The sequence below is a fragment of the Flavobacterium azizsancarii genome (assembly GCF_027980145.1).
GTDB lineage: Bacteria > Bacteroidota > Bacteroidia > Flavobacteriales > Flavobacteriaceae > Flavobacterium > Flavobacterium azizsancarii.
The window spans coordinates 167,384-190,989 of record NZ_JAMZNK010000004.1; the positions used below are offsets into that span (position 1 = coordinate 167,384).

Below are 23,606 nucleotides of genomic sequence, written 5' to 3' on the forward strand. Positions count from 1 at the left end.
TATTGTTTAAAACTTTTTCACTACAATACTAAAATAAATGTTACAAAAATATAGACAAAATTATAAGTTAAAAAACAAATCCTTCAATGAAAAAAAAATAATATATCCACTTAGTAATAGAGGTTTTTTTTCTGAAGTAAATAATTTAGCTCTGGCAGTTTTATACTGTCTTGAAAATGATATTAATTTAAAATTATATTCAAAAAAATGGGTTGGCGGAAATTGGAAAGATTTCTTTATACCCTTAATTGATGAATATAATGGGTTTGTACCAGTACCTGTTAATGTATTTGCAGAAGGCAGAAAAGACAAATGTTTCAAAGCGTATCATAAATTTTTTAAAAAGAGACTTATTATACAAGATACAATTTGGGATGATATGAGAAGTGAAAATTTTACAAATAGACATTTTTATTATCCAGATTTAGGAATTGATGGTAGTATTTTTGATGCGAAAAGCCAGATTTTAAAATTAATATTAGAACCTAACCTGGTAACATATTCCGAAATCACTTTAGATAATAATTTATCTAAGTTAATTAAAGATAGCTGTGGTCTTCATATACGAAGAGGAGACAAGGTTTCAGGAGAAAGTAAGGAGGCAGAGTTTGTTAACTTAGAGACCTATGTAAACAAAGCATTACAAATAGATCAAAACCTTACCACTTTTACGTTGTGTACAGATGATTTTCAGGTAGTTGAAGAATTTAAAAATAAATATCCTGCATTCAATATAATAACTTTCTGTCCTTCTTATAGAAATGGATATTCTCAAAAAGAATATAATTCCAGAAGAAAAAAACAAGAAAAAAGAGATGAAGTGATTAATATTTTAAAAGACTGTAATTTACTTATAGAATCAAAAATATTTGTAGGAGCTTTTTCTAGTAATGTTGCCAGATATATAGTTTTAATGAAGAATAATGACAAATGCTATAGTATTGATGATGATTGGAGTCCGATTTAAAAAGTTAAATCGAAGTTTTTTTAAAAGTAATCAATCTCTCTTTTATTAATTAATTCGACGACTTAATTCGCGTTAAGTCATAGTCAAATAAAGTTCTCTAATTTTACATTTTTTTGAATGTAAAAAAAGGTGATTTTTTGAATTTTGATACTTCTAAAATTAACTAATCTTTTTGAAGAATCTAAATTTGTCTATCTAGCAGTTTTTATCTGAAATGTACTTAAAAGATTATTTTGCAGAACCTGTTTTTATATTTTTTGATTTTAATACTTACAGCATCAGCTTCGAATCTATAGTATTAAAATATTTAATGTTTGCATTAAAATAAATTTAGAAGTTACTTTTAGTTATTTTACAATTCTCTTTTGCAGATATTGTCAGAAAATAATATTATGGATTTAAAAAATAAACCACTCATTTCTATTATTACAGTGTGCTATAATGCTGTTAATACCATTGAGCAAACAATATTAAGTGTAATTAATCAGGGTTATGAAGATTATGAATACATTATAATAGATGGAGTAAGTACAGATGGAACAATTGATATTATTAAAAAATATGAAGATAAAATTTCTTACTGGGTTTCGGAGCCAGATAAAGGGATCTATGATGCAATGAATAAAGGTATTTCTAAAGCTTCTGGAGTGTTAATCGGTATGATCAATGCTGATGACTGGTATGAAAATAACGCAATAGAAAAAATTGCAAATAAATATTTGGAATATCCAGATATTGGTGTGTTCCATGGTCTGATTAGGTATGTGAATAGTGATAATGTTATTAGCGCTGTAATTGGATTTAATTCAATTACATTAGGCGAAAAAATGATTCAACACCCCACTTGTTTTGTAAATAAAAGTATATACGATCTATATGGCACATATAGTTTAGCATATAAATATGCATCTGATTATGAATTTATGCTTAAAATTTACGAAAACTCAGTTAAGTTTTATTTTATAGATGAAATTATAGCCAATTTCCGAGAAGGTGGTGTTTCTTATTCTATACAAGGTCAAAAAGAAGATTATTTGATAAAGTATAAGTATAATAAAATTTCCTATTATCGTTATTTTATTCTCTCTTCTTATTTAAATATCAAAAAAATCATTTCATATAAATTCAATTAATTTCTTGGAAAATATTATATTTCATAAAGTATCTGTCATAATTCCTTGCTATAATCAAGGTAAATACCTCAAAGAAACTATTGCTAGCGTTCTAACCCAAACCTATACAAATTTTGAAATTATTATAGTAAATGATGGTTCGACAGATACAAAAACAATAGAAATTTTGGAAGATTCTAATTGGCCAAAAACATCTATTATAAATATTCAAAACTCTGGAGTTTGTGTTGCTAGAAATATGGCTATTAATCAAGCAAAAGGAGAATATATATTGCCCTTGGATGGGGATGACTTAATCGCACCAACATTTTTAGAAAAAGCTGTAGCCATATTAAATAATAGTGATGTTGCATTAGTAACTTGTGATGTTAAGTTTTTTGGTAAAAAAAAAGGAATTTATCAATTATCCAAATATAGTTTGGAAGCATTATTAGGACAAAATTTAATGATATGTACTTCTATGTTTCGAAAAAAAGATTTTGATGAAACAGTAGGATACAACCCAAATATGAATGAGGGTTTAGAAGATTGGGATTTTTGGTTAAGTTTGTTGAAAAATGGTGGTAAAGTCCATAAAATTGAAGAAGTTTTGTTTTATTATAGAATTAAATCCGTATCAAGAACCACAACAGTAAATTTAGAGAAACAATCCCGATTGAGAAGACAAGTTTATGAAAATCATAAAGAACTTTATGCATCTCATTTTTTTGACCCTAAAAATTCATTTGAATATAATAATTTATTGAATTCTAGAGAGTACAGGCTAGGTAAAATATTACTTAATCCAGTTAGGAAATTAATGAAATTATTATCATTTTAATATGTTGGATAAATTATTTATTGTTCTAGTATTATATAAAACCAGTTTAGAGGAATCTAAAACAATTAGATCTCTATGTGAAGTCCTAGATTATCCTATAGATTTATTGGTTTATGACAACAGTCCTACCAGACAGTACCAAGAGGAATATTTTCAATATGATAAGTTTAAAGTTCATTATCGTCACGATAAACTAAATTTAGGTCTTAGTACAGCTTATAACTTCGCATTAGAATTTGCGATGTTAGCAAATAAACCATGGTTGTTATTATTAGATCAAGATACAACGTTTACTAGAGAATATATTCTCCAACTTTCAGGTTTAGAAATTGAAAAGCTTTCGGAGAATGTTGTGGCAATTATACCTAAAGTAATTTCATTAGAGCATAATCAAATGATATCCCCTAGTAAAATGTTGATAGGAGGAATCTGTAGGCCAATAAATGTTTCTGCTGGAATACTTGATAAACCTATTAGTGGGATAAACTCTGGTTCAATATTGAGTGTTTCTTATTTAAAATCGATGGAAGGATTTGACTTAAAATATTCTTTAGACATGTTAGATCATTGGTATTTTAGAAAAATTTATCGTGATGCAAAGAATGTTACTTTATTGAATAGTACAATTTATCAAGATCTTTCTATTTTGGGTGATTTTGAAGCAAACGTTTCTTTTGAAAGGTATAAACAAATGCTTACTGCAGAAATGCATTTTATTAGTGAGGATGGTTTTTTGAGTAAGTTTGTTTTTAAAGTTAGATTGTTAGTTAGGGTAATAAAGCAAATGAGGTATAAAGACAGTAGATATTATAAAGTAACGATAAAACAAATCTTTAGCTGAGATTCGTATTGTAAGATATTATTTAAATTAAAATAAAAAGAAATTAATGAAAATAAATGTAACAACTGTGAAAATTGGTTTTTTTCTTGGTTTTCTTGGTTTGTTTTTGGCTAGCCACTTTGAAGATATTGATATTCCATCGGACCAAATCATTAGTTTTTTAGGCTATTATTGTCTTGCAACAACGATGCTTTTATTCTCTTTAAATAAATATCAGGAACCTATAAATCCAATTTCTGTCTATTCAGTTTTTATTTTCTTACTTTCTTACAGTTTTATCAGACTTGCTGATGCACAAATTGGTTATTCCTTTAATACTCTCTTGGTTATAAATATTTCAATTTTTTCTTATTTTTTAGGAACTTGTTTTAAAGTTGATTACAAGCCTATTAAGCTCTTTAAAATAAACAATAAACTTAGAAGAACATTTATTTATGGAATTTGTATTCTAGCTTTTTTTACTTTTATTTTAGAATGTATGCGATTTGGATACATACCTGTTTTACAAATAGGAAGTGTTGATATATACAATGAAACTAATGATAAGCTAATTCCTTTTTTGCATTATTTTATTATTCTACTAGGCTTTGTACCTGCATGGTCTTACATTTTATTTAAGCAAGAAATAGTCTCAAAGAAGGAATTTCATTTTTTTTGTTTTTTAACATTAATTGTATTAATCAATTACCTTAGCCGACAACTCTATTTGATGACTGGTTTTTCTTTTTTTGTTGCTTATAGTTTTTACAATGTAGTTAATTTTAAAAGAATAATTATTTCTGCTGTTTCTGTAATTGTAATATTTTTTAGTATAGGTTATTTAAGATTTAAAAGTGATAGTCCGGTAAGTTATTCAGAATTTAGTAGAGCATATGCTGGTATAGACAATAAAGAAGTAAATTTTTTTGAATCAATAATTGTGGAATACGCATCAAAACGTTTTTCAGCACTCAACGAAGCGGTTAATTATGGTGATCGAATTAATTATTTGGGTAAAGGGATGTATACATTTCGTCCTTTAACGTCATTACTTTTATTAGAAAAAACTGGGGTAATAAAACGGGATGATAATTTAGATACTGAAAATTTAGTTGCCACTTATGCAATTGATCCTTATCTAGATTTTTGGTTTTTTGGAGTTGTTTTTCTGAATGTATTTTATGGATTTATTTTGTCGCGCTATTTTGCTCAATTTAGGAATAATTATAATGAAGCTATAGTTAAATTTAGCATTGTCTTTTTTTGTATCATTATGGCAATGTTCGTAAATTATTTTAATACCATGTTAGTATGGCTGGGTTTGGTATTTAATAAAATTTTAATAGGAGGAATAATAACTAATAAATTAGAATCAGAGTAGTAAACAGTCTTTAGTTGAAATTTTAAATCAATAGTAATTCGATAAAATCATAAATTGTATGGTCTCAGTTTGCATAGCAACTTATAATGGAGGAAAATATATCAAAGAACAGTTAGATTCTATTTTAATTCAATTGGCTGATAGTGATGAGGTAATTATTTCGGATGACTATTCAACAGATGATACTTTATCTGTAATAAAAGCGCTGAATGATAGTAGAATTAGGATTTTTTCAAATTCTTTAAAGAAAGGAGTTAATCATAATTTTGAAAATGCTATTAAAAATGCTAATGGTGATTTAATTTTTCTAGCAGATCAGGATGATATTTGGTTGTCGAATAAAATTGAGATTTGTGTTAAAGAATTAATTGAATATGATCTGGTAGTTTCTAATTGTAAAGTTGTTGATGAGAGTGAAAATATTATTGAAAAATCTTATTTTAATGTTGTAAAGTCGGGTAAAGGATTTTTTAAAAATTTTTATAAAAGTACTTATCTTGGTTGTTGTTTAGCTTTTAAAAAGGAAATTTTAAAAGATGTTCTACCTATGCCTTCGAATTTATTATTGTTTCATGATTGGTGGTTTGGTTTTATTTCGGAATTATGTTATAAAGTTAAGTTTATAGATACACCCTGTATGTTGTACAGAAGACATACTGCGACTAATTCAAACACTATGTCAACCTCTAAATATTCGTTATTTCAAAAAATTGAGTTTAGATTTCAATTACTCTATTATGGATTAATTCGAGTTTTTAAAATCAGATCTAAATTTAAACTATGATAGCTAAATTTTTTTGGACAATTAGAGCCATTTTATATTTTCCTTTTTTTGGAACTATAAAGTTTCCCAGTTACATTGGTAAGCCTATTATAATAAAAGGATGTAAGAATATTTTTATTGGCAAACATGTTAGAATTTTTCCTCAAATACGATTGGAAACTCATGGGGTAAACGGAAGTATAACAATTAACGATGATGTTTCAGTTGGACAAAACGTTCATATCACATCAGGATCTAATTTAATAATTGGCAAATCAACAACAATATTAGCTAATGTTTTTATAACTAATATCGATCATGATTATCAAGAAATAGGTGTTCATATTTTGAAACAAAAATATTTGATTAATGAAACTTTAGTTGGAGAAAATTGCTTTATAGGTATAGGCGCCTGTATACAAGCTGGAACTATTTTAGGGAAGCAATGTATAGTAGGTGCTAATAGTGTTGTAAAAGGAATTTACCCTGATTATTGCGTTATAGCAGGAGTACCAGCGAAAATTTTAAAGAGATATAATTTCAATAGCAAAGTTTGGGAACGTACTTATCCAGATGGCACATTTTTAGAAAAATAAAAAATAGATTATGAAAAACATTTTAATTACTGGAGGAGCTGGTTTTATAGGAAGTAATTTAGCTCTTAAATTAATGGAAAAAGGGCATAGAATTACTGTTCTGGATAATCTTTCCAAACAAATACATGGCGAAGATCCAGCATTTACATCTCCATTATTTAAAAGTATAAAAGACAAAGTTAACTTTATTCACGGTACTGTTACGTCAAGAGAAGATTGGAAAAAGGCATTAGAAAATCAAAATGTAATTGTACATTTTGCTGCTGAAACAGGAACAGGACAATCTATGTATTGTATTGAAAAATATACAGAAGTCAATATTCAAGGAACTGCAATTATGCTGGATATATTAGCTAATAACGAAAATTCTGTAGAAAAAATTGTAATTGCGTCGTCAAGATCGATTTACGGAGAAGGAAAATATAAACATCCTACAAAAGGAATTGTATACCCTTCACATAGAAAAGAACAAAATATGTTAGCAGGAAACTTCGAGCTTACGTACGAAGATGAAGCTATATTAGAATTAATGGCGACAGATGAAAATTCTAAAATTCATCCTTCATCAGTTTATGGAATTACAAAGCAGAATCAGGAGCAAATGATTATGACAGTTTGTCCTACACTCGGTATTTCGCCTGTTGCTTTCAGATATCAAAATGTTTATGGTCCAGGGCAGTCATTGTCAAATCCTTATACTGGAATTCTATCTATTTTTTCAACACAAATTAGAAATAATAATCCTATCCAGATTTTTGAAGATGGGAAAGAAACAAGAGATTTTGTTTTTATAGATGATGTTGTTGATGCAACTATACTTGGAATAGAAAAAGAAGCTGCAAACGGTCAAGTTTTTAATGTGGGAACAGGTGTAGCCACTGATGTTCTTGAAGTAGCCAATTCATTAATTCTAGCTTATGATATCAATGTTCCTGTAACGGTGACTGGACGATTTAGATTGGGTGATATACGTCATAATTACGCTGATTTAACTAAAATTAAAAGCCTTTTAGGCTTTGAGCCCAAAGTCTATTTTAAAGAAGGAATAGAAAAGTTTTCAAACTGGGTTTTGAAGCAAGCAATTCAGGAAGATCATTTAGGTAAATCCCTGGAAGAAATGCAAAAGAAAGGACTTTTAAAATGATAATTCAAGAAGTTCTTAAAAATAAAAATGTTTTGTTTTTTTCTGTTCAAACTTTTGATCTTGAAAAAGAAATAAAAAATAAACTTATTAGTTTAGGGGCAAATGTTGATTATTTCGATGAAAGGCCTCGGAATAATAATCTGACCAAGGGACTAATAAGAATAAAAAGAAGTTTAGTTCAAAATAGAATAGATAAATATTACCGCGAAATATTACAGTTTACAAATAAAAAGCATTACGATTTTTTGTTTGTTAATAAAGGAGAGGTTATCCCAGAATTCTTTTTAGATAATTTTAAAAAATCACAACCTGAATGTCAATGTATCTTTTACACTTGGGACTCGTTCTCAAATAATAAGCATGCATTAAGTATTTTAAAATATTTCCATAAAAAATTCACTTTTGATTCTGATGATGCGGTAAATTATGGACTAGATTTTAGACCCTTATTTTATTTAGATCTTTATACAGAGATCAAAGCAATTTCAAACGTAAATAAAAAGAATGATTTACTTTTTTTAGGTACAGCACATTCTGATCGTTATAAAATTAGCAGTAGAATTGCAAAATGGTGTGAAAGTAATGCACTTAATACATATTGCTATTATTTCATGCAAGGAAAACTGGTTTATTTTTATAAAAAACTGTTTGATAAAACTTTTCAAGAATTTGATTATAAAAAGTTAAGTTTTGTAAGTTTAAAATCACAAGATTTGTTTAATCTATATAACGAATCTAAAGTTATTTTGGATATAAATCACCCTTGGCAGAAAGGATTGACAATGAGAACTTTCGAAACTATCGGTGCTAGAAGAAAAATGATTACCACTAATGAAGAGATTACTAAATATAGTTTTTACAATCCGAATAATATTTTGATAATTAGTAGGGATGACGTACATATTGATGTATCATTTTTTGAATCTGATTATCAAGAAATAGATGCAGTTCTATATGAAAAAATGTCCTTAAAAGGATGGTTATCATGCCTTTTTATGGCAACAGAACCGAATGTTTGGATAAGAGGAATTAATTAAAAAATAATAATATAGTACATAAATAATGAAAACAGCACTAATAACAGGAATTACAGGACAAGATGGTTCATACCTTGCAGAATTATTATTAGAGAAGGGTTATAAGGTTCATGGGGTGAAAAGAAGAGCCTCCTCTTTCAATACACAACGTATTGATCATATTTATCAAGATCAACACCAGGCTCACGTGAATTTTACTTTACACTATGGAGATTTAACTGATTCCACAAATATTATTCGAATTGTTCAAGAGGTACAGCCTGATGAAATCTATAATTTAGGTGCGATGAGTCATGTGAAGGTTTCTTTTGATTCGCCGGAATATGTTGCTAATGTTGATGGTATTGGTACATTAAGAATTTTAGAAGCAGTGCGTATTTTAGGTTTAGAAAAGAAAACACGTATTTATCAGGCATCAACATCGGAATTGTACGGTGGTTTAGCTGAGAATAAAAATGAGAAAGGTTTGTATGATGAGCATTCTCCTTTTTACCCGCGTTCTCCTTATGGAGCAGCTAAAATTTACGGTTTCTGGATTACCAAAAATTATCGTGAAGCTTATAATATGTTTGCATGTAATGGAATTTTATTCAATCACGAATCACCACGTCGTGGAGAAACTTTTGTTACTCGTAAAATTACAATGGCTACAGCTGCAATTGCTTTAGGAGAACAAGAATGTTTGTATTTAGGAAATTTAGATGCACAACGCGATTGGGGGCATGCTAAAGATTATGTAGAAGCGATGTGGCGTATTTTGCAACAAGATGTTGCCGAAGACTATGTTATTGCTATGGGACAAACTACCTACGTACGTGATTTTGTTAAAATGGCATTTGCAGAAGTAGGAATAGATATCGAATTTAAGGGAGAAGGAGTAAATGAAAAAGGATATGTTGCTTCTTGTAGTAATCCTGCTCATCAGATTGAGTTAGGGAAACAGGTCATTGCTATTGATCCGCAATATTTCCGTCCAACAGAAGTGGACTTACTTATTGGAGATCCTACTAAATCAAAAACGCAATTAGGTTGGGTGCCTAAATATGATTTGGCTGGATTGGTAAAAGAAATGATGGCGTCTGATATTCTGTATGTTAAAAAAGAAAAGATGTTAAAAGAGGTAAGATCATCGATTAATTATTAATTAAGAAAAACAAAATAATTTTATTCTTGAAATAGAAATTAGCACTATGAATTTAGAAGATAAAATATACATAGCTGGACACCGCGGAATGGTGGGTTCAGCTATTTTACGTCAATTAAAAGCTGAAGGTTACACGAACTTTATTTTAAAAACATCTTCGGAGCTGGATTTAAGCAATCAACAAGCTGTTGCTGACTTTTTTCTAAAAGAAAAACCTGACTATGTTTTTTTAGCTGCAGCAAAAGTAGGTGGGATTATAGCTAACAATACGTACAGAGGAGATTTTATATATGAAAATCTGATGATACAAAATAATGTTATTCATCAATCGTACGTAAATGAGGTGAAAAAATTAATGTTTTTAGGTTCCTCCTGTATTTACCCAAAAATGGCACCGCAGCCGTTAAAAGAAGAATATATGCTTACAGGAGAACTTGAACCTACAAACGAACCGTATGCAATTGCAAAAATTGCGGGTATCAAAATGTGCGATGCCTATAGAGATCAGTTTGGGTGCAATTTTATTTCAGTAATGCCAACAAATTTATATGGCCCAAATGATAATTATGATTTAAAAAACTCACATGTATTGCCTGCAATGCTTAGAAAATTTATTACTGCTAAGCGTAATAATGATAGCTCAGTTACTATATGGGGTACAGGGAGTCCTAAAAGAGAATTTTTACATGCTGATGATCTTGCTGAAGCGTGTGTCTTTTTAATGGAAAATTATAATGAATCTGGATTAGTTAATATTGGAGTTGGTGAAGATATTTCAATTTTAGATCTGGCAATTTTAGTTAAAAAAGTAGTTGGTTTCGAAGGCGAAATTCTAACAGATACAACCAAGCCAGATGGTACTCCACGTAAATTGATGGACGTATCTAAACTAAGCAGTTTTGGATGGAAAGCAAAAACCACTTTAGAAGAAGGAATTCAAAAAGTTTACAATGAAATAAAAGATACTAATTGGGAGTAACCTCATAAATAATGCAATACACAATATTAGGAATAATTTTAATGATTTTGATGTTACTTTATTTTAAAGTTGCTGATCGTTATAATATTATTGACAAACCCAACCAAAGAAGTTCACATACTGAAATCACTTTAAGAGGCGGCGGAATTATTTTTTGGTTTTCTGCCCTAATTTATTTTTCGCAAAATATTCAGACGAATTATTTTTTCTTTACCGGGATAACTTTGGTCAGTTTAGTGAGCTTTTGGGATGACATTCAGAGTTTGTCTAACAAAATCAGGATTTCAATTCACTTTTTAGCCATAACATTGATTTTTTATGATTTAGAAGTATTTACCCTAATGCCTTTTTATGGAGTTGCTATTGCATATATCCTGGCAATAGGATTGATCAATGCCTATAACTTTATGGATGGAATTAATGGTATAACAGGATTGTATACTTTGGTTGTGATGGGCGCACTATTATACGTGAACAAAAACATTCAATTTTTCTTTGACGCTGTTTTTATAAAGTATGCGATGATCGCCAGTTTAGTTTTCTTATTTTTTAACTATAGAAAAAAGGCAAAATGTTTTGCAGGTGATATTGGCAGTATCGCTATTGCTTTTTGGGTTATTTATTTGGTTTTGAAATTGATATTAGTAACCGGTTCTCTCGTATGGCTTTTGTTCTTAGCAATATATGGTGTTGATGCCATTTGCACCATTATGCATCGATTGTACTTAAAACAAAATATTTTTGAAGCACATCGTCTTCATTTGTATCAGGTTTTAAGTAATGAATATAAAATACAACATCGTTTGGTGTCTTTATACTACGCCATTGCTCAAAGTGCAGTTTCAGCTTCAGTTATCTTTTTATATCAAAAGGTTAGTGATATAGTACTATTTGTGATTGTGATATCACCATTACTTTTATTATATACCCTTAAGTTTTATTTGTTAAATAAAAGTGATTTAAAATTAAAGGTATGATTCCAAAAATAATTCAAGGAGGTAATTTTTCCGATCATCGCGGAACTATTTCGTATGTTAATGATTTTAAGTTTAAGGATATCGAGAGATTCTACATCATTAGTAATTCTGAAGAGAATCCTATTCGTGCCTGGCAAGGGCATAAATTAGATAACAAAAACTTTTATTGTTTAACTGGTTCTTTCAATATTCATTTTATAAAAATTGATAATTGGGAAAATCCTTCGAAATATTTAATAGTGGAAACTATTTTTGTTTCTGCTAATGATAATAAGATAGTGCATATTCCTGCAGGTTATGCGAATGCTATAGAATCTTTAGAAAAAGATTCAAAACTAATTTCTTTTTCAACATTACTGCTTGCAAATGTTGGTGACGATGATGTTCGTTATCCTTCAGATTATTGGAAAATTAATGGATAATAAACGAATTTATTTATCCTTATCGGAACAAAGTGGTTTTGAACAAGAGTATATTCAAAAAGCTTTACAAACAAATTGGATCACTTCCGGAAGGCCAAATGTTGATGAATTTGAAAGTGTTTTAGAAAATTATCTAAATGAGAAATCATTTGTTTCGGCACTCAATTCAGGTACATCAGCTATTCATTTAGCATTGGTTTTATTAGGAGTAAAGGAAGGAGATGAGGTTATTTGTCAAACTATGACTTTTTCGGCTTCGGCTAATCCAATTTTATATCAGGGAGCAATCCCAATTTTTGTAGATAGCGAATTAGATACCTGGAATATTTGTCCTGAATATTTAGAAGCTGCTATTAAAGATAGAATTAAAAAAGGAAAAAAGCCCAAAGCGATTATAGCAGTGCATCTTTATGGGAACCCTTATAAAGTGGATGAAATTCATGCTATTGCAGATAAGTATGGTATTTCAATTATTGAAGACAGTGCTGAAGCATTAGGAAGTTCTTATAAAGGAAAAAAATGCGGGAGTTTTGGAGATTTTGGAATATTTTCATTCAATGGAAATAAAATAATTACCACTTCAAGTGGAGGCGCTTTAATCAATAATTCAAAAGAATTAAAGAATAGAGCCATTTTTTATGCAACACAATCTAAAGATGATGCGGTGCACTACCAACATAGTCAGATAGGGTATAATTACCGAATGAGTAATATTTGTGCCGGAGTGGGATTGGGGCAGATGAAAATTTTAGATAAAAATTTAGATTCCAGAAGAAAGATAAATAGTTTTTATAGGGAGATATTTAGGGATATTGAAGGAGTAAATGTTTTTGAGAATATAAATGAAAATTATTTTTCGAACTATTGGTTAAGTACTGTTCTGGTTGAATCATATGATAATATAACTAGAGAAAGTCTGAGAATTGCTTTTGAAAAGGCAAATATAGAAAGTCGTCCACTTTGGAAACCAATGCATTTGCAGCCAATTTTCAAGAAATATCCTTATTACGGTAGTATGATTGCCGAAAATTTATTTAAAAAGGGATTTTGCTTACCGTCAGGATCAAATTTGTCAAGAGAAGATAAAAATAGAATTAAAGAAGTTATAGTGAACTTTTTTAAAAATAAATAATAATTGATTTTAATATGAAAATTGAAGAAACGTTTATAAAAGATTTAGTGGTTGTAGAGCCAACAGTTTTTGGTGACGAAAGAGGTTATTTTTTTGAATCGTATAGTAAAACTAAATTTGAAGATTTAGGCATTAATATAGAGTTTGTTCAGGACAATCAATCTTTTTCGAAAAAAGGAACCTTAAGAGGTTTGCACTACCAAAATCCGCCATTTGCGCAAACAAAATTAGTTCGTGTTTTGGAAGGAGAAATTATTGATGTAGCTGTAGATTTAAGAAAAGATTCACCTACTTACGGAAAAGCATTTAGTGTTCTGTTATCAGCAGAAAATAAAAAGCAATTATTAGTTCCTCAGGGATTTGCTCATGGATTTTCAGTTATTAGTGAAACAGCATCTGTAATGTATAAATGTGATCAATTTTATAATAAAGCCTCTGAAGGCGGAATTAAATTTGATGATCCCTCTTTGAATATTGATTGGGGAATGGATTTAGAGGAAGCTATCGTTTCTGAAAAAGATCAAATACTTCCTTTTATTGATAATTGTAATAGTTTATTTTAATGATGAGAATACTTGTAACAGGAGCAACCGGACAATTAGGTTCTGAATTAGCTGTTTTATCATCAAATTATTCGCAATATAAATGGATTTTTGCTGATAGAACTCAAATCACTTTAGATGATTTAGATATTCTTGAAGTTCAACTCCATCAAATTCAACCTGATGTAATTTTTAATTGTGGAGCCTACACAGCAGTAGATAAAGCAGAAACTGAAAAAGAACTAGCTTTTAAAATAAATCATAGAGCAGTAGAATTAATTGCAAAATATACACAAGAGCATAATGCAAAATTAATTCATATTTCTACAGATTATGTTTTTGATGGGACTTCTTCAGTTGCATTAAACGAAGAAGAGGAAACTAATCCTATAAATGTTTACGGGGCAAGTAAAAGAGCGGGTGAAATTGCTTGTTTGAAAGAAAATCCAACTTCAATTATTATAAGGACTTCTTGGGTTTATAGTAAATTCGGAAATAATTTCGTGAAAACGATGCAACGCTTGATGCGGGAAAGAGAGGCTATTAACGTCGTAAACGATCAAATTGGATCACCAACGTATGCAGCTGATTTAGCTCAGGCAATGGTTGCTATTTTGGAATTTCCGGAATGGATTCCAGGGATTTACAATTATTCTAATGAAGGTGAAATAAGTTGGTATGAATTTGCGTTGAGCATAAAAGAATTTGGAGGGTATAGTTGTAATCTTGGAGGAATACCATCAGCATCATATCCAACTCCTGCAAAACGTCCCGAGTTTTCATTATTAGATAAGAAAAAAATTAAAACTATTTATAAGCTTGATATTCCAAATTATAAAGAAGGTTTAAAAAAAATGTTTGTATAAAATAAGTAAAGATAGTTTTAAGATTCGGTTGTAGCATTTCAGTAATAAAGAAATCTAAAATCTAAAATTAAAGTCTAAAATCAAAATATATGAAAGGAATTATTTTAGCCGGAGGTTCTGGCACACGTTTACATCCATTGACTCTTGCTATGAGTAAACAAATGATGCCGGTGTATGATAAGCCAATGATTTATTATCCGTTGTCTACTTTGATGATGTCAGGGATAAGTGAAATATTAATTATTTCTACTCCGCATGACTTACCTAATTTTAAAAAATTGTTAGGAGATGGCGCTAGTTTAGGTTGTAAATTCAGTTATGCAGAACAGGCTATTCCTAACGGTTTAGCTCAGGCTTTTGTTATTGGAGAAGAATTTATCGGTGATGATGATGTAGCTTTGATACTAGGAGATAATATCTTTTTTGGATCTAATATGCAGGAGCTTTTAAAATCAAATACAAAACCAAATGGAGGTGTTGTATTTGCATATCATGTTTCAGATCCGGAACGATATGGAGTAGTGGAGTTTGACGAAAATTTTAAAGCGATTTCTATCGAAGAAAAGCCAGAAGAACCAAAATCGAGTTTTGCAGTTCCGGGATTATATTTCTACGATAACTCGGTTGTAGAAATTGCCAAAAACATTAAGGCAAGTGCTCGTGGTGAATATGAAATTACTGATGTTAATAAAGTGTACTTAGAAAAAGAAGCGTTAAAAGTGGGTATTTTAAGCAGAGGAACGGCCTGGCTGGATACAGGGACTTTTAACAGTCTGATGCAAGCAGGACAATTTGTTCAGGTCCTGGAAGAAAGACAAGGATTAAAAGTGGGTTGTATTGAAGAAATTGCCTGGAGACAGGAATTTATAAATGATACCCAGCTTGAAGAATTAGCTTTACCTTTAGTAAAATCGGGATATGGTACTTATTTGCTTGAATTTTTGAAACAAAAGAAAAAAGGTGTTAAAATATAATTTAGATCAGGAAATAATTTTTTAAAACCTTTAATTTGTATTTTTGTAAGACATACCAAGTTTACAAAATTAAACTATACCAAATTGGATACAGATAAACAAACCAAAATAGCTTCTTTGTTTCATAACTTTCTCTCACCAAGAAATCTAAGGACGAGTATTAATAATCTTAGCTATTTGCCGAGATGGATTATCATTGCTATAGATGTAATGGTACTGATTTTTTCGTTTACGTTTACTTATATGTTGTTCGAAGGAACTGCATTGGGGTACATCATTACGTCTCATCAGTTTTATTTTGTCTCTAGTCTAATTGTTATAAACGTATTTTTCTTTTGGTTGTTTAGGACCTATTCAGGTATTATTAGGCACTCTTCTTATATTGATGCTATAAAATTGTTGTTTTCTCAAATGTCCGTTTTGGTGTTTTTTTTATTTTTCAATTTAGTTTTTGAATTGTATACCGGACATAAGGCTTTTTTGAATACCGCTCTTTTTATCAATTTAGTGTTGTCATTTTGTGGTTTGTTTCTATATCGAGTGATAGTAAAACAAACTTTTGAGTTATACTTCTCTGAGAAAACAAATTCTAAATTAATAAGAACAGTAATTTACGGAACGGATGCTAATGCTATTTCGGTAGCCAATGCATTGAAATTCGAAACTCCTTCACGTTTTAAAATTGTTGGTTTTGTAGATAAAAATAATCAGAATGCATCGAAGCGAATGTTAGATCTGCCTATTCTGATTTTAAGAAAAAAATTACCGGCATTGATGCGATCTGTAGCTGCAGAAGGTGTTATTATAGCAGACAAAAGTTTGTCTAAAGAAGAACAGTTAATTATAGTTGATCAATGTTTAGAATTTAATTATAGAGTCTATACAGTCCCATTAATTTCGGATTGGGAGAACCAAAAAGAAATTTCTCAAAAAGTAAAAAATATTCAGATTGAGGATTTACTGGAAAGAAAACCTATAGTTTTGGATAGTAAATCGATTTCGAAACAATTAAAAGATAAAACTGTTCTTATTACCGGAGCTGCCGGATCAATTGGTAGTGAAATAGTAAGACAGGTTTTAGGGTTTAATCCTAAAATGGTTATTATATTAGACCATGCAGAGACACCACTTCATAATCTATGTTTAGAAACAGTAACAATTGGTTCTGAATCAAAAATTGTAGCAGTGATTGCTGATGTAAGAAGTAAAAAAGCTTTGGAAAAAGTTTTCAAAAATTACAGTCCGCATGTCGTTTTCCACGCTGCAGCATACAAACATGTTCCTTTGATGGAAGAGAATCCGTCACAGGCTATCCAGACCAATATTAAGGGGACTAAGAATCTGGCTGATTTATCCTGTAAATATCATGTAAAGAAATTTGTTATGGTATCTACTGATAAAGCGGTGAATCCTAGTAATGTTATGGGAGCCAGTAAGCGAATAGCAGAGAAATATGTTCAATCTCTATTTTTGAAAAATCAAAGAGAGAACATTGATGGAGCAACTAAATTTATTACAACCCGTTTTGGAAATGTTTTAGGGTCAAACGGATCAGTTGTTCCTTTATTTACAAAACAAATTGCTGAAGGCGGACCTGTTACTATAACGCATCAGGATATTATTCGTTATTTTATGACTATTCCTGAAGCATGTCAATTGGTTCTGGAAGCTGGTGCCATGGGTAACGGAGGTGAGATTTACATTTTTGATATGGGTAAACCAGTAAAAATTATAGATCTGGCCAAGAAAATGATTAAACTGGCAGGATTTATTCCTGATAAAGAGATAAAGATTAAAATTGTTGGATTAAGACCTGGAGAAAAACTTTACGAAGAGTTATTAAATGATACTTCAAAGACATTACCAACCTATCATAATAAAATTATGATTGCTCAGGAAATACAAGACGAGTATGAGAACTTGCATATTGAAATCGATGAGCTTATTGGTATCGCTGATTTCTATGATAATGATGATATTGTTACCAAAATGAAAAAAATTGTTCCGGAATTTAAAAGTATGAATTCCGCTTTTGAAGTTTTGGATAAGTAGTTTCTTATTATAAATTGAATTTAGATTCAAATGATATTAAAAGGTGTTTTTTTAGGAAAACGCCTTTTTTGTTTTTTATATTAAATCTTAAAGAGGTTTGGTAGTATAGTTTTTAAATTAGTGTCTCTGTAAATGAGACAAATAAATAAAGCTACCCAGATTGCGATAAAAGAATTATTTGTAAAGAATTATTCTTTTCTTTGCAGCTTCAAATTCCATTTTTTAAAGTAAAATATGTTTTTTAATTCTTTAGCATTTGCTGTTTTTTTGCCAATCGTATTCTTTCTGTATTGGTTTGTTTTTAATAAAACAAAAAGCACTCAAAATGCTCTGTTAATTGTTGCCAGCTACTACTTCTATTCTTGTTGGGATTGGCGATTTTTGTTCTTATTGCTCTTTTCGACTTTTCTGGATTATTATACCGGAATACAGATTGAAAAAGGAAAGTCAGACATAAGCAGAAAGTTTTGGTTTTGGCTGAGTGTATTAACCAATTTAGGTTTTCTTGGAGTTTTTAAATACTACAATTTTTTTGCGGCATCTTTTTCAGAATTATTAAACTCGGTTGGAATACAAGCAAGTCCAATATTATTAAATGTAATTCTTCCTGTCGGAATTTCGTTTTATACGTTTCATGGATTATCTTATGTCATTGATATTTATTTAAAGCGTATAAAAGCCGAATATAACTTTGTAGATTATTCCTTATTTGTGAGCTATTTTCCTCTTTTGGTTGCCGGACCAATAGAAAGAGCAACACATTTGTTGCCTCAGGTAAAAGTAAAAAGAGTATTTAATTTTCAAACTGCTAAAGAAGGGGTTTATCAAATTATCTGGGGATTGGTTAAGAAAGTGGTAATTGCTGATACATGTGCTACTTATGCTAATGCTATTTTTGACAACTATACTTCTATGAATTCGTTTTCATTAATTCTTGGAGCGGTATATTTTGCTTTTCAGATTTATGGCGATTTTTCAGGATATTCAGATATCGCTTTGGGAGTATCAAAATTGTTTGGTTTAGACTTATTGCGTAATTTCAATTACCCCTATTTTTCGAGAGATATTGCTGAGTTTTGGCGACGTTGGCACATTTCGCTTTCGTCCTGGTTCCGCGATTACTTATATATCCCTTTAGGTGGAAGTAAAGGAGGGATCTGGATGAAAATTCGAAACACGTTTATCATCTTTATAGTAAGCGGATTTTGGCATGGTGCCAATTGGACCTATTTGGCCTGGGGATTCATAAACGCAATTTATTTTTTACCGTTACTGTTATCAAATAGTAATCGGAATAATATTGACGTATTTAAGGTTTCCTGGAATTTTGATTCGATAAAAGTGATCGTTAATATTCTGATTACTTTCTCTATAACTTGTATCGCCTGGGTGTTTTTTAGAGCTAGAACCATTACGGATGCTGTTTTGTTTTTAAAACGTATGATTGTGAATCGGGATTTTAGTTTTCAATATTTGGATAATGAGCATTACAGTTATGAATTGTTGTTTGTAATTGGTCTGTTTGTTTTAGTCGAGTGGAATAATAGAACCAAGGTTGAGCCTCTTTCAGGTAAAAGAAGTATGCTAAAAGTAGCTTTGGCAATAACAGCGATTATAGCTCTTGGAACTTATTCAGATTATAAAGAATTTATATATTTTCAGTTTTAATGAAACAGTTTTTATTTTATGCGCTTCGAATCATAATCATCACGCTTTTGATAGCTGTTGTATTGGACGGTCTTTATACCTATGTTTTTTTGCATTCTAAAAACAGAGGAAAAATTGAAACGGTCTTGAATTCTAAAGCAAAAAAGTTGGATGTAGTGATCTTGGGTTCGTCCCGTGCAAATAATCATTTCGTCTCGCAAATGTTCGAAGACAAAGGACTAAAAACATTTAATTACGGAATGAGCGGTGGACATCTGTTTGAAGCATCATTAATGCTCAAGCTAATGATCGAAAAAAAATATGAAATTAAGAATGTTATTCTTGAGGCTGATTTGAACCTTTCTAATGATAAGGAATCAGACGGAATTGCTGCAAAATTTTTACCGTACATTCATAATTCAAAAGTTATCGAAAAGCATTTCTCAGATCAGGATAACTTTAATGAATTGTATTATCTGCCTTTCTACAGATATATAAAATACGATTCTAAAATAGGTTTTAGAGAGGTTTATAAGATAATAAAAGGCGAGTCGACAAATGCTTTAGACAATTTAGGATATTATCCCCTGGTGAAGCATAAGAACGGAAATATGAAGAATAATATAGTTAATCTTAATCCGCTGCCGAAGAATAAATATTACGAAGAAATTAAAAATATCTGCAAAGCGAATAATATTAATTTTATAGCAGTAATGACACCGATGTGTGAGAATGTAAAAGGAATGAATTATTTTGATAAAGTAAAAAAAGCATATCCGGAAATTCACAATTATGAAAATGTTGTTCAGGAAGATAAATATTTTTCTTCTTGCGGACATATGAATGATACCGGAGCGAGAATTTTTACAGGACGAATATTGTCTGATTTTTTTGGAAAGAAGTAAACTTTTTAATTTTAGAAAATCAGTATTAATCCGTGTTTGTTAGTTGTATTAAGCTGATAGGAAGTTTAGAGTACTATAATAATAAATGCTTAATTAGACACATATAAATATAGGTTTTGCGTGTAAAAAAAGAATGCGAAAAAAGAAATATATTTCTTTCACATAGTATGCTTTGTGTATTTTAAACAAGTGAAACGCCTCATTTTTAGCTACAAAAAAAGCTATGTTTCTATGTGTTAAAGCGATTACACACAATTGGTGATTTTAAAAGTTTATTCTGCCAAAGCCATAAAGGGTTTAGATAATTATCGGAATACGTTTTTTGTTTCGAATCGCTACTCTTACTAAAACAAATCCACTTGTAATGATCATTGGTAAAACAATCAGAAAATGTGCTTTGTTGATCAGGAAAATGGTGTAAAATAGTAAAAACAGCAGATGTAAAACTGCAAAACGATATGTCCATCTTTTATTTTTTATAGCAGAAAAGAAAATCAAAATTAGTAATAATGGACTAAATAAAAGAACATTATAATTCATCGCCAGTTCCTGGTGTAATGAATAAAATCCAACTGTAACAAAAAATATTCCGATAAGAGATAAAATCAAAAGATAGATTTTGTCTACTATTTTGTTGTGAACCAAAACTACAAAACCTAGTATAATTAAGTACGTGTAAATGTTGTTCCACCATGAACGTGGAGTTTCTTTTTTGAAACTTAGTAAAGTTTGAGTTTTCGAAACTAAAGGGTGATTTTGATAAGTAGTTTTTTCTAAGCTATTCTTTAATTCAAACGGTAAAAAAATTCTAGTGCCTAATTGATCTACCTTAGTTCCAAAAATAATACTTGTTCCCAATTGATCGTAAAAGTGTCCATTGAAATAAGGGAATAAAATCGAACGGTATGTTTTATCTGTGTCGCCTTTTTTTGTAATTACTTCTCCATCTAATGATTTATTGATAATGTCTACTACCATTGAAGTGCAGTTTTTATCAATAAATTTATAAGTATAATAGCGGTCTTCAGAGGCTAAAGTGGTGTTTAGATTGTCGAAAAGCTTTTGCTTTGAATCTTGAGAAATAAGAAGTTCTTGTTCAAAAATGCTTCTTTTTTCAGCTGTGTAATCGTTTATGAAATCAGAGAAAGAATGAACAACTACAAAATATTGTAAATCACCTTTTGCAAATTTCGCGACGAAGTTAGGTGTCGAAAAATCAAAAGCGCCATAATTGTATACAACATCAATGTTATTTCCGGGATCTGCGACGCGTATGGCAGTGTGGCCAAAGTACGAATAGGTTTCGTTGCCTAGCCCGCAAGTGAGGACATTTATTTTTGCTTCTTTCGATAAAGGTAAATTTTGGCTAAAACCAATAAAACCTAGTAATAATAGTAAACTAAAAACTGTTTTTTTGAAAATGACATTTTTCATGATTTAAAATTTTAAGAGGTTATGGTTTTGTAATTTTTAGCTAAAGATACTTAAAGCTGTTTTTATTTTAATTTTTATCAAAAATATAATATTTTACTCAGCAAAGTTATTCCTTTCAACAAATATTGTGAAAGTTGAAATTTCAAATAAAAAACTCTAAAATATAAAAAAGGTTTTAATCAAATCAAGTAATAAAGGCAGTATTATTTTAGTATGATTATTTTAGAGAATAGTATGAATTGTTCATATAATTATGCGAAATTTGTTGTTTCAATTTTCAAAACTATAAATCATGAATATTAAAAAGCACATTCCTAATTTAATCACATTAATCAATTTGTTTTGTGGTTGTGTTGCCATTGTTTTTGTTTCACAAGCTGATTACCTGATGGCTTTTTACATGGTTTGTTTAGGAATCTTTTTTGATTTTTTTGATGGTTTTTTTGCCAGATTGTTTAAAGTTTCCAGTCCACTTGGTTTGCAATTAGATTCTTTGGCAGATATGGTTACCAGTGGGGTTGTACCAGGTTATATTATGTATACTATGTTTCTGAAAAGCGCTAACCCACATGAAGTAATTGGATCTGTTTTTATCCCTCTTTTAGGATTTATTGTAACTTTGGGTTCTTGCTATAGACTGGCAAATTTTAATATTGATACGCGTCAGACCGATTCTTTTATTGGTTTACCAACTCCTGCAAATGCTTTGTTTATTTTGAGCCTCCCTTTGGTTTTAAAGTTTTCAGATTCTTTAATCATATTCGAAATTTTAAGTAATCGTTGGGTTTTATTAGGTATAACAGTATGTAGTGCTTATATCCTGAATGCCGAAATTCCTTTGTTTGCTTTAAAAATCAAAAAATTTACGGTAAAAGATAATGTTCTTCAAATCTTATTTTTGCTGGTTTCATTACTGTTAGTAATTACACTTCAATATCTTGCAATTCCGTTAATCATCATTTTTTACGTGTTGTTATCAGTTGTGAATAATATATTTTTGAAAAAGCAGTCTTAATTTAATGGCAAGAAAAACGACAAGACGAACTCCATATTCTCGAAAACCTCAGAAATCGATTTTATGCAGAGTAATTCGTTTCATTATTTATTCTTTTTTTGTATTGCTGTTTTTAGCTGCGGTTTATCATTATCGTGATGGACTGGCGTATTATTTGGGCTTTAAATCAGATAAAGTTTTAGATGAAGATGCGGTTGATAAACATCTTTCAGATGTTCGTAATATTCAGGTTCTCGAAAATCATAAAGGCAAAGTAATAGGGATTGATGTATCTGAATTTCAGGGAAAAGTGCAATGGGATGAAGTGGAGGTTCTGGAAGAGAAATATCCTGTGAAATTTGTATTTATCAGAGCGACTGCAGGAAATGATAAAGTTGACAGGCAGTTTAAAAGAAATTGGGAGGGAGCAAAAGAACATAAAATTATGCGTGGGGCATATCATTATTACCGACCAAATGAAAATTCTATTGAGCAGGCAAATCTTTTTATTAAAACTGTAAAATTGCAAAAGGGTGATTTGCCTCCTGTTTTAGATATCGAAAGATTGCCTAAGAATCAATCTTTAGATAGTTTGAAAAAAGGCTTAAAACGTTGGTTGAATAAAGTGGAAACGCATTATCAGGTACGTCCGATAATTTATACGGGCGAACGTTACTATGATGATTTTTTGAAAGAAGAATTTGGACAATATTTATTTTGGATAGCCAACTACAATTTTTATAGAGAAAAAATCGAAGACGATTGGCTTTTTTGGCAATTTACAGAAAAAGGATCATTGCCGGGAATTAAACATCGTGTAGATGTGAATATTTATAACGGTGATTTGCAACAATTGCAATTCATAACAGTGGATTAA

At 30.1% G+C, this 23,606-nt stretch carries 23 protein-coding genes; 22 read left to right on the plus strand and 1 reads right to left on the minus strand.

Annotation, left to right across the window (positions count from 1 at the left end; genetic code table 11):
* Positions 1–37: 37 nt before the first annotated feature.
* From NJT12_RS04120 to NJT12_RS04215, 20 genes are all read left to right on the plus strand, one after another.
* A complete protein-coding gene (locus tag NJT12_RS04120) occupies positions 38–967 on the plus strand; it encodes an O-fucosyltransferase family protein (RefSeq protein WP_271334637.1) in 930 nt (309 codons plus the stop codon).
* A gap of 392 nt (positions 968–1,359) precedes the next feature.
* Positions 1,360–2,100 (plus strand): glycosyltransferase family 2 protein, encoded by a 741-nt coding sequence (locus NJT12_RS04125; protein WP_271334638.1) that lies wholly within the window; start codon positions 1,360–1,362, stop codon positions 2,098–2,100.
* A 4-nt stretch (positions 2,101–2,104) separates the two neighbouring features.
* Positions 2,105–2,920, plus strand: a complete 816-nt coding sequence (locus tag NJT12_RS04130) for a glycosyltransferase family 2 protein (RefSeq protein WP_271334639.1) — start codon at positions 2,105–2,107, stop codon at positions 2,918–2,920.
* A 1-nt stretch (position 2,921) separates the two neighbouring features.
* Entirely contained in the window at positions 2,922–3,761 is an 840-nt protein-coding gene (locus NJT12_RS04135) for a glycosyltransferase (protein WP_271334640.1), read from the plus strand.
* A gap of 46 nt (positions 3,762–3,807) precedes the next feature.
* The gene (locus NJT12_RS04140) at positions 3,808–5,121 is read left to right on the plus strand and encodes an O-antigen polymerase (protein ID WP_271334641.1); all 1,314 of its coding nucleotides are present in this window, start codon (positions 3,808–3,810) and stop codon (positions 5,119–5,121) included.
* A gap of 58 nt (positions 5,122–5,179) precedes the next feature.
* Positions 5,180–5,905, plus strand: coding sequence for a glycosyltransferase family 2 protein (locus NJT12_RS04145; protein WP_271334642.1), 726 nt, complete (start codon positions 5,180–5,182; stop codon positions 5,903–5,905).
* The gene (locus NJT12_RS04150; RefSeq protein ID WP_271334643.1) at positions 5,902–6,480 is read left to right on the plus strand and encodes a DapH/DapD/GlmU-related protein; all 579 of its coding nucleotides are present in this window, start codon (positions 5,902–5,904) and stop codon (positions 6,478–6,480) included. The genes NJT12_RS04145 and NJT12_RS04150 overlap by 4 nt, the downstream gene beginning before the upstream one ends.
* A gap of 10 nt (positions 6,481–6,490) precedes the next feature.
* Positions 6,491–7,624 (plus strand): NAD-dependent epimerase/dehydratase family protein, encoded by a 1,134-nt coding sequence (locus NJT12_RS04155; protein ID WP_271334644.1) that lies wholly within the window; start codon positions 6,491–6,493, stop codon positions 7,622–7,624.
* Positions 7,621–8,661 carry a WaaS/CpsH family glycosyltransferase gene (locus NJT12_RS04160; RefSeq protein WP_271334645.1) on the plus strand — a complete coding sequence of 347 codons (1,041 nt, stop codon included), beginning with the start codon at positions 7,621–7,623 and terminating at the stop codon, positions 8,659–8,661. Before NJT12_RS04155 ends, NJT12_RS04160 begins: the two co-directional genes overlap by 4 nt.
* A 25-nt stretch (positions 8,662–8,686) precedes the next feature.
* Positions 8,687–9,805: a GDP-mannose 4,6-dehydratase gene (gene gmd, locus NJT12_RS04165; RefSeq protein WP_271334646.1), complete on the plus strand. Its 1,119-nt coding sequence runs from the start codon at positions 8,687–8,689 to the stop codon at positions 9,803–9,805.
* Between the two features lie 46 nt (positions 9,806–9,851).
* Positions 9,852–10,784, plus strand: a complete 933-nt coding sequence (locus NJT12_RS04170) for a GDP-L-fucose synthase family protein (RefSeq protein ID WP_271334647.1) — start codon at positions 9,852–9,854, stop codon at positions 10,782–10,784.
* 11 nt (positions 10,785–10,795) lie between these two features.
* Positions 10,796–11,761, plus strand: a complete 966-nt coding sequence (locus NJT12_RS04175) for an MraY family glycosyltransferase (protein WP_271334648.1) — start codon at positions 10,796–10,798, stop codon at positions 11,759–11,761.
* On the plus strand, positions 11,758–12,183 hold the full coding sequence (locus NJT12_RS04180) for a WxcM-like domain-containing protein (protein ID WP_271334649.1): 426 nt from the start codon (positions 11,758–11,760) through the stop codon (positions 12,181–12,183). Before NJT12_RS04175 ends, NJT12_RS04180 begins: the two co-directional genes overlap by 4 nt.
* Positions 12,176–13,315, plus strand: a complete 1,140-nt coding sequence (locus tag NJT12_RS04185; protein ID WP_271334687.1) for a DegT/DnrJ/EryC1/StrS family aminotransferase — start codon at positions 12,176–12,178, stop codon at positions 13,313–13,315. Before NJT12_RS04180 ends, NJT12_RS04185 begins: the two co-directional genes overlap by 8 nt.
* Before the next feature lie 14 nt (positions 13,316–13,329).
* A complete protein-coding gene (gene rfbC / locus NJT12_RS04190; protein WP_271334650.1) occupies positions 13,330–13,878 on the plus strand; it encodes a dTDP-4-dehydrorhamnose 3,5-epimerase in 549 nt (182 codons plus the stop codon).
* A complete protein-coding gene (gene rfbD / locus NJT12_RS04195; protein ID WP_271334651.1) occupies positions 13,878–14,723 on the plus strand; it encodes a dTDP-4-dehydrorhamnose reductase in 846 nt (281 codons plus the stop codon). Before rfbC ends, rfbD begins: the two co-directional genes overlap by 1 nt.
* Before the next feature lie 89 nt (positions 14,724–14,812).
* Positions 14,813–15,697: a glucose-1-phosphate thymidylyltransferase RfbA gene (rfbA, locus tag NJT12_RS04200; RefSeq protein WP_271334652.1), complete on the plus strand. Its 885-nt coding sequence runs from the start codon at positions 14,813–14,815 to the stop codon at positions 15,695–15,697.
* A gap of 84 nt (positions 15,698–15,781) precedes the next feature.
* Complete coding sequence (locus NJT12_RS04205) at positions 15,782–17,749, plus strand: polysaccharide biosynthesis protein (RefSeq protein ID WP_271334653.1); 1,968 nt, start codon at positions 15,782–15,784, stop codon at positions 17,747–17,749.
* Between the two features lie 234 nt (positions 17,750–17,983).
* On the plus strand, positions 17,984–19,417 hold the full coding sequence (locus tag NJT12_RS04210; RefSeq protein ID WP_271334654.1) for an MBOAT family O-acyltransferase: 1,434 nt from the start codon (positions 17,984–17,986) through the stop codon (positions 19,415–19,417).
* Positions 19,417–20,301, plus strand: a complete 885-nt coding sequence (locus NJT12_RS04215; RefSeq protein ID WP_271334655.1) for a hypothetical protein — start codon at positions 19,417–19,419, stop codon at positions 20,299–20,301. Before NJT12_RS04210 ends, NJT12_RS04215 begins: the two co-directional genes overlap by 1 nt.
* A 297-nt stretch (positions 20,302–20,598) precedes the next feature.
* On the opposite strand, the gene NJT12_RS04220 is transcribed toward NJT12_RS04215, so the two are convergent.
* Positions 20,599–21,735: a lipoprotein N-acyltransferase Lnb domain-containing protein gene (locus NJT12_RS04220; RefSeq protein WP_271334656.1), complete on the minus strand. Its 1,137-nt coding sequence runs from the start codon at positions 21,733–21,735 to the stop codon at positions 20,599–20,601.
* Between the two features lie 292 nt (positions 21,736–22,027).
* Here NJT12_RS04220 and NJT12_RS04225 point away from each other — a divergent pair, with 292 nt between their 5' ends.
* The gene (locus NJT12_RS04225; RefSeq protein WP_271334657.1) at positions 22,028–22,750 is read left to right on the plus strand and encodes a CDP-alcohol phosphatidyltransferase family protein; all 723 of its coding nucleotides are present in this window, start codon (positions 22,028–22,030) and stop codon (positions 22,748–22,750) included.
* A 4-nt stretch (positions 22,751–22,754) separates the two neighbouring features.
* The gene (locus tag NJT12_RS04230; RefSeq protein ID WP_271334658.1) at positions 22,755–23,606 is read left to right on the plus strand and encodes a glycoside hydrolase family 25 protein; all 852 of its coding nucleotides are present in this window, start codon (positions 22,755–22,757) and stop codon (positions 23,604–23,606) included.